The organism is Frankia sp. CcWB2, from assembly GCF_977927585.1.
In genome coordinates, this window is record NZ_CDWRCM010000026.1 from 9,361 (window position 1) to 16,913 (window position 7,553).

Here is a 7,553-nt window from a genome sequence, read left to right on the forward strand (position 1 = left end):
ATCACCACCGCGTCCACGACGACGGCAGCCGGGCCCGATGCGCCGGGGCCCGATCCCTCCAGAGCCCGCGCCGGCGGGGCGGGCGCCGCGGGAGCGGACCCGCCCCGGACAGCCGCCGATCTGGCCGCCCAGATCGCCGATCTGACCGACGACGACCTGTATGGGCTGTATCGGGACATGGTGTTCATCCGCCGGTTCGACGAAGAGGCGACCAGCCTGCAGCGCCAGGGCGAGCTGGGGCTGTGGGCAAGCCTGCGGGGCCAGGAGGCGGCCCAAGTCGGATCCGGCCGGGCGCTGAGGCCTGGCGACATGGCGTTCCCGTCGTACCGGGAACACGGGGTGGCCTGGTGCCGGGGAGTCAGGCCGAGGGAAATCCTGGCGATCTATCGCGGCACGACGCTCGGTGGCTGGGATCCGGACACTCACGGATGCGCCCTCTACTCGATCGTCGTGGGCTCGCAGGCGCTGCACGCCACCGGCTACGCGATGGGAATCGCCCGGGACGGCACCGACGACGCGGCCATTGCGTACTTCGGTGACGGGGCGTCGAGCGAGGGCGACGTCAGCGAGGCGTTCGGATGGGCGAGCGTGTTCGCGCCTCCGCTGGTGTTCTTCTGCCAGAACAACCAGTGGGCCATCTCAGCGCCCGCTCGGCGCCAGAGCCGAATCGAGATCGTCCACCGGGCCGCCGGCTTCGGCTTCCCGGGCGTGCGGGTGGACGGCAACGACGTGCTGGCGTGTCTCGCGGTGACCCGGTGGGCCCTGGCGACCGCGCGTGCCGGGCGTGGCCCGGTGCTGGTGGAGGCCGTGACCTACCGGATGAATCCGCACACCACGGCAGACGATCCCAGCCGCTACCGTCCGGAGAGTGAACTGGGCATGTGGCGTCGGCGTGATCCGTTGGACCGGATGCGCGCCCACCTGACAGCGCGGGGCCTGCTCACCGAGGAGAGTCTGCGGCAGCTGGCCATCGAGGTGGACGCCTTCGCGCACGAGCTGCGCGCGCAGTGCGTCGCGCTGCCGGATCCGATCCCGACCAGCCTGTTCGATCATGTGCAGGTGGCTGAGAATGAACTCGTGACGGCCCAGCGATCGGAGTTGGCGGCCATGTTCGACGTGGAGGGGCCCGGCGTGGAGGACGAGATGGGCGTGCTCGAGGGGAAACCGGTGACCAGCGGGGCTGTCGTTGCCGGGGAGCAACGCTCCGACGAGGTCGGTGAGCGGGTCGCCCGCGCCCCGGTCACCATGGCCAAGGCGTTGAACCTCGGGCTGCGTTCGGCGATGGCCGCCGATCCCAAGGTTCTGATCATGGGGGAGGACGTCGGCAAGCTCGGCGGGGTCTTCCGGGTGACCGACGGGCTGCAACAGGAATTCGGCGAGGCCAGGGTCATCGACACCCCGCTGGCCGAGTCGGCGATCGTCGGCACGGCGATCGGGCTGGCCATGCGCGGTTACCGGCCGGTCTGTGAGATCCAGTTCGATGGGTTCGTCTACCCCGCGTTCGACCAGATCGTCAGCCAACTCGCGAAGCTGCACTACCGGTCGGCCGGCCGGATCCGGCTGCCGGTAACGATCCGCATCCCCTTCGGCGGCGGGATCGGCGCCGTCGAGCATCACAGTGAGTCGCCGGAGGCGTACTTCTGCCACACTGCCGGCCTGAAGGTTGTCGCCTGCTCGAACCCGGTCGACGCCCATCACATGATCCAGCAGGCCATCCGGTCCGACGATCCGGTGATCTTCCTCGAACCGAAACGGCGGTACTGGGAGAAGGGCGTGGTCGACCCGCGCCCCCTCGCCGAACTGCCCGCGGACGAGCTCACCCAACTGCACGCCAGCCGGGTCGTGCGCACCGGCACGGACGCGACCCTCGTCGGCTATGGTCCCACCGTGCGGACCTGCCTCGACGCCGCCGAGATCAGCGCGGCGGACGACAGCCGGTCGCTGGAGGTCATCGACCTGCGGACGCTCTCGCCCCTGGACCTGGAACCCGTGCTCGACTCGGTACGCCGGACCGGCCGGCTGGCCGTGGTCCACGAGGCACCGTCCAACGTCTCGGTGTCGGCCGAGGTCGCCGCACGAGTGACGGAGCAGGCGTTTTACTCCCTGGAGGCGCCGGTCCTGCGGGTCACCGGTTTCGACACCCCGTATCCCCCGGCCCGCCTCGAAGACCACTACCTCCCCGACGTCGACCGCATCCTCGACGCCGTGGACCGTTCCTTCGCGTACTGAGCATCCTGAGAAGCATGAGGACCGACCAACCGGCTATCTGACTGGGGTTACCGTGACGCAGCGACAGTTCCGGCTCCCTGACCTCGGCGAAGGTCTGACCGAGGCGGACATCGTCCGGTGGCTTGCCCAGGTCGGGGACACCGTCACGGTGAACCAGCCCCTCGTCGAGGTCGAGACCGCGAAGGCGGTCGTCGAGGTCCCCAGCCCGTTCGCCGGGATCCTGGCCGAGATCCACGGCGCCGAGGGAACAACCCTCGCGGTCGGCGCACCCCTGCTGACCATCCAGACCGCCGACGCCGAACCCGACGGGACGGGTGGGAACGGGACGGGTGGGAACAGCCTGCCGACGTCCCGGGACGCTGGCAGCATCGAGCGCACCCCAGTCCTCGTGGGTTATGGGCCGAGGACGGCCGAGAGCCGCCGGCGCCGCCCTCGACGACCACCTATGCCAGCCGGTCCGGGGCACACAGCTGGTCCGGGGCTCGCCAAACCGCCGGTCCGCAAGCTCGCCCGTGACCTCGGCGTCGACCTCGCCTCCCTCGCCGGCACCGGCCCGGACGGCACGATCAGCCGGGCCGACGTCGAGGCCGCAGTGCGTGCCACCGCCCGTACCGCGCCCCTCGCGGCGCCGCCCACGCGCGATGCCCCGCCGATCGGCGTCGTCCCCGCCGGGGCCACCTTCTCCACCGAGACGCGTACCTGGCACGTGCCTGTCACCGGCATCCGGCGGTCGATGGCGCAGGCGATGGTCACCAGCGTCTCGGCCGCCCCGCACGTCACCGAGTTCCTCACCGTCGACGCGACGGCGACGATGGCCGCCCGGGACCGGATCGCGGCGCTGCCGGAGTTCACCGGAATCAAGATCACCGCATTGCTGTTCGTCGCCAGAGCCCTGCTCATCGCCGTTCGCCGACACCCGATGATCAACTCATCCTGGGTCGAGGACGCGGGCGGTGGCCGGCCGGGGAACGGTGGCCGGCCGGAGATACATGTGTACGACCGGGTGAACCTCGGCATCGCCGTGGCGGGCCCGCGTGGGCTCGTCGTGCCCACCATCCCGGACGCCGGCCGGCTCGACGTCGTCGGACTGGCTCACGCCCTGGCCGGCCTCACCACCGCGGCGAGGGCGGACCGGCTCAGCCCCGCGGATCTGCGCGGCGGCACGATCACCATCACCAACGTCGGCGTCCTCGGCGTCGACATCGGCACCCCGATCCTGAACCCGGGCGAAGCGGCGATCCTCGCCCTGGGCTCGATCCGACCGATGCCCTGGGTGCACGAGGGTCAGCTCACCGTGCGTACGGTGGTACAGCTGGCGCTCTCGTTCGACCATCGCATCGTCGACGGCGCGCTGGGCTCCGCGGTCCTCGCCGACGTGGGTGCCGTCCTCACTGATCCCACGGTGGCACTCGCCTGGTCCTGATCGGCTCATCGGATCCACCAGTTGACCACAAACGGGCACACTGCACGCAAGAGGGGCACACAACAGCCCAGATTCCGCTCCCTGGTACGGTTGCGCCTCTGACCGGCTTCCGGCACAAAGAGGTGGAACCATGACGCGAGTGGAGGCACTGCAGGCCGCGGACGAGTTCGTCGCCAAGGTTCTGACCTCCGCCAACTCCAGCGGCCGGTTCACCGGCACGCTCAACCTGGCTGAGCGGGTCGACCTCACCCTACGAGTGGCTCGGTTCCTACTCGAGGGTCAGTCCTCCTCGGACGCCGACGACATCCTCAAGCGGGACATGCGCAACGAGCTCGATCAGGCGTTCCCGCCGCTACGCACCTCCTGAACCGACCATCCCGGCTCGACCCCGCGGACGAGCGCCCGGTCCGGTTCCCTGGTCCGTCCCCACGGACCGCCCTGGGAACCGGACCGGGCGGTGGGCAGGCGGACCGGTGAAGGAGCACGGTTCAGTGAGGCGACACGGGGTGGTCCCCTTCGACGTGCACGTGGATGGCCGGCTGCCCGTCACCGGAGGTCGCCTCCGGGTGGCGTGAGGGGTTCAGCCGACGATCCTCCTCGGGGGCCAGTCCCAGCTCGCGCCGGTGCGGGGCCTCGAATGGGGCGGACGGGTCGACGATGATGCCGTCATCGAGCGGCATGAGCGCGGGCACGCCGTTCTCGGCCGACTCTTCGACGATCTTTCTGCGCCACTGGTCGCGGTACAGGGTGAGGCCGAGCCACGCACATCAGGATGATGCCCACGGCCGTGATGTCGAGCCCGGACGGTTCGGAGCGGACCGCGAAGGCGAGGATGGCGCCGAGGGCCAAGAGTAAAAGACTCAACGGGATTCCCATACCGGCCCATATACCCTGCCGCGACAAGAACGCAACCCCGCCCCGGCAACATCAGAACGCCTCCTCCGGCAGTTCCATGAGCCCGAGGCCGGTGGACTCCAGCGATACCCGGCGCGCCGTCAACTCCGGTAGCACATTGGCCGCGAACCAGCGCGCGGCGGCCACCTTGCCCTGGTAAAAGGCGGCGTCCCGAGCGGACCGGGCCCCGGCGGATGCCGGAGAATCCTGGGTTCGCAGGGCTACCTCGGCGCCGCGCAGGAGCAGCCATCCGATGATCAGGTCGCCGAGGCTCATCAGCAGCCTCGTCGTATTCAGGCCGACCTTGTAGATCGCGGCGGCATCCTCGGCGGCGCCGGTGAGGAACCCGACCAGCGAATTCACCATGCTCTGGACGTCATCGAGAGCCACCCCCAGCGCCTCCCGCTCCGCCCGCAGCGCGCCGTTGCCGGCCTCCCCCTTCACGAACGTCTGGATCTCGCCCAGTACGGAGGTCAGCGCCTGCCCCTGGTCCCGGACGATCTTCCGGAAAAACAGGTCCTGGCCCTGGATCGACGTGGTGCCCTCGTAGAGAGTGTCGATCTTGGCATCGCGGATGTACTGCTCGATCGGATAGTCCTGCAGGTACCCGGAACCACCGAGGATCTGCAGTGAAGAGGCGAGCAGCTCGTAGGACCGTTCGGAGCCGACCCCCTTGACGATCGGGAGCAGCAGGTCGTTGATGCGTTCGGCGAGCTCGTCGGTCTCCCCCCGCTCGCCGGCCAGCGCAACCCGGTCCTGGAACGTCGCGGTGTAGAGCATCAGCGAACGCATGCCCTCCGCATACACCTTCTGCATCATCAGCATCCGGCGGACATCCGGGTGATGGATGATCGTGACACGCGGTGCCGTCTTGTCCGACGCGCGGGCCAGGTCCGCACCCTGGACGCGGGTGCGGGCGAACTCGAGCGCGTTGAGATATCCGGTGGACAGCGTGGCGATGGCCTTGCTGCCCACCATCATCCGGGCGTACTCGATCACCTGGAACATCTGGGCGATGCCCTCGTGGACGTCACCGACCAGCCAGCCGACCGCCGGCGCCCGCTCACCGAACCGCAGCTCGCAGGTGGCGGAGACCTTCAGGCCCATCTTTTTCTCGATGTTCGTCACGTAGACGCCGTTGCGGGCGCCGGGCGCGCCGGTCCGCGGATCGGGCATGAACTTCGGCACCACGAACATCGACAGGCCCTTGGTCCCCGGGCCGTGCCCCTCCGGCCGGGCGAGCACGAGATGGATGATGTTCTCCGGGACATCCCAGTCCCCATTGGTGATGAACCGCTTCACGCCCTCGATGTGCCAGGTGCCGTCGGGCTGCTCGATCGCCCTGGTACGACCGGCCCCGACGTCGGAACCCGCGTCCGGCTCGGTGAGCACCATCGTCGCGCCCCAGTGCCGTTCAATGGCGAACTCTGCGAGCTGGCGCTGCCATTCGTTGCCGAGCCGGTGCAGGATCGCTGCGAACGTCGGGCCGGCCATGTACATGAAGATGGCCGGGTTCGCTCCGAGCAGCAGCTCCGAGGCCGCCCACGCGACGGTCGGGGACGCACCCAGTCCGCCCAGGTGCGGCGGAAGGTAGAGCCGCCACCACTCACCGTCCAGAACGGCCTGGTAGGACTTCTTGAACGACTCCGGCAGGGTCACCGATCCGGTCGCCGGATCCAGGGTCGGCGGATGACGGTCGGCGTCGGTGAAGGACTCGGCAACGGGTCCGGAGGCGAGGTGGTCGAGCTCGGCCAGCACCTCGCGCGCGGTCTCGGCGTCCATCTCCCCGAAGGGACCGGTGCCGAGCGTGCGATCGATCCCGAACACCTCGAACAGGTTGAACTCGATGTCTCGCAGATTGCTCCGGTAGTGGCCCATCAACGGCTCCTTCCCGGGACCGCCGGACATCGTGATCAGCCGATGCCGGCTAGCTACTCGTGAGTACGTTGTTCCCATGCTACTCACGAGTAACCCGTTGACAAGAGCGGCGGCTGGGAAGAAGTCGTCGCGATCCAACTTTTCTCCGACAAACGGGGAAGACCCGAGGCCGGGCACGTCTACTCTTGCCACTCATGCGCGACCCGGCCACCCAGGAGGTACGGCTCGCGGTCGTCATGACCGGTGGCGCGAGCCTCGCCGTCTGGATGGGCGGGGTCGCCACCGAGATCAACCTTGCGACCAGCCCGGACCGTGACCGGGCCGACGAAGCGGACGCTGCCGTCGCCGCCCGTTACGCCCGGCTGGCAGCCATCCTCGACGTCGAGGTCAGTGTGGACGTACTCGCCGGCACCTCGGCCGGTGGCATCAACGCCGCCATGCTGGGCTACGCGAACACCCACCACGCCGATCTCACCCCGCTGCGGGACCTGTGGCTGTCCCTCGGCTCGCTTGACGCGCTCATGCGCACCCCCCACGAAAAGACGTATCCTTCGCTACTGCACGGGGACACCGCCGTGCTGCCCGCGCTGCACACCGCCCTGGCAGCGGTGGGGGAGACGGCCCGCCCCAACCGGGCCGGCGCGGACCGCCCGACATCGGTCTTCATCACCACGACGATCATGCGCGGCGAGGTCGCCGAGCACGCCGACTCACTCGGCGGCACCATGTGCGACGTCGACCACCGGGGCCTGTTCGCCTTCGGCACGCAGGACCTGACCGACCCTGGCGCGGTCCCCCGTCTCGCCCTGGCCGCACGGGCCAGTTCCGCCTTTCCGGGCGCCTTCGAGCCGGCCTACGTGCCGGTGGGGCACGCCGTCGATGCCGCGCACCCGGACATGGCCCGCTACGTCAACGCCTCCCGCGGATTCCACGCCTCGGACGGCGGGATTCTGGTCAACCGCCCGATCGGACCGGCGCTGGCGGCCATCTTCGACCGGCCCGCCGAGCGCCAGGTCCGTCGCGTGCTCGCCTACGTCGTGCCCTCGCCGCGGATGCCGGTACCGATGACGGATCCGGCGGCACCGATGAATCCGGCGGCACCGACCATGCCACCCGTGCCGCCCACACC

Annotated in this window: 6 protein-coding genes and 1 pseudogene; 5 read left to right on the forward strand and 2 right to left on the reverse strand. The window is 69.6% G+C overall.

Annotated features, from left to right (window positions below; genetic code table 11):
• Positions 1-177: 177 nt before the first annotated feature.
• The 4 genes and pseudogenes from ACY45C_RS04875 to ACY45C_RS04890 form a co-directional block, all read left to right on the forward strand.
• Positions 178-924 (forward strand): annotated as a pseudogene (locus ACY45C_RS04875) (thiamine pyrophosphate-dependent enzyme); the annotation flags it as partial.
• Between the two features lie 243 nt (positions 925-1,167).
• On the forward strand, positions 1,168-2,229 hold the full coding sequence (locus tag ACY45C_RS04880) for an alpha-ketoacid dehydrogenase subunit beta (protein ID WP_462186462.1): 1,062 nt from the start codon (positions 1,168-1,170) through the stop codon (positions 2,227-2,229).
• 52 nt (positions 2,230-2,281) lie between these two features.
• Positions 2,282-3,652 carry a dihydrolipoamide acetyltransferase family protein gene (locus tag ACY45C_RS04885; RefSeq protein WP_462186447.1) on the forward strand — a complete coding sequence of 457 codons (1,371 nt, stop codon included), beginning with the start codon at positions 2,282-2,284 and terminating at the stop codon, positions 3,650-3,652.
• A gap of 130 nt (positions 3,653-3,782) precedes the next feature.
• Positions 3,783-4,019 carry a hypothetical protein gene (locus tag ACY45C_RS04890; protein ID WP_011434531.1) on the forward strand — a complete coding sequence of 79 codons (237 nt, stop codon included), beginning with the start codon at positions 3,783-3,785 and terminating at the stop codon, positions 4,017-4,019.
• 121 nt (positions 4,020-4,140) lie between these two features.
• Here ACY45C_RS04890 and ACY45C_RS04895 read toward each other — a convergent pair whose 3' ends face one another.
• Together ACY45C_RS04895 and ACY45C_RS04900 are read right to left on the reverse strand one after the other, a co-directional pair.
• On the reverse strand, positions 4,141-4,344 hold the full coding sequence (locus ACY45C_RS04895; RefSeq protein ID WP_462186448.1) for a hypothetical protein: 204 nt from the start codon (positions 4,342-4,344) through the stop codon (positions 4,141-4,143).
• Positions 4,345-4,579: 235 nt separating this feature from the next.
• The gene (locus ACY45C_RS04900; protein WP_462186449.1) at positions 4,580-6,424 is read right to left on the reverse strand and encodes an acyl-CoA dehydrogenase; all 1,845 of its coding nucleotides are present in this window, start codon (positions 6,422-6,424) and stop codon (positions 4,580-4,582) included.
• A 194-nt stretch (positions 6,425-6,618) separates the two neighbouring features.
• Between ACY45C_RS04900 and ACY45C_RS04905 the strand changes: the two genes are divergently transcribed.
• Positions 6,619-7,553, forward strand: a 935-nt coding sequence (locus ACY45C_RS04905; protein WP_462186463.1) for a patatin-like protein, incomplete at its 3' end; no start/stop codon positions are given.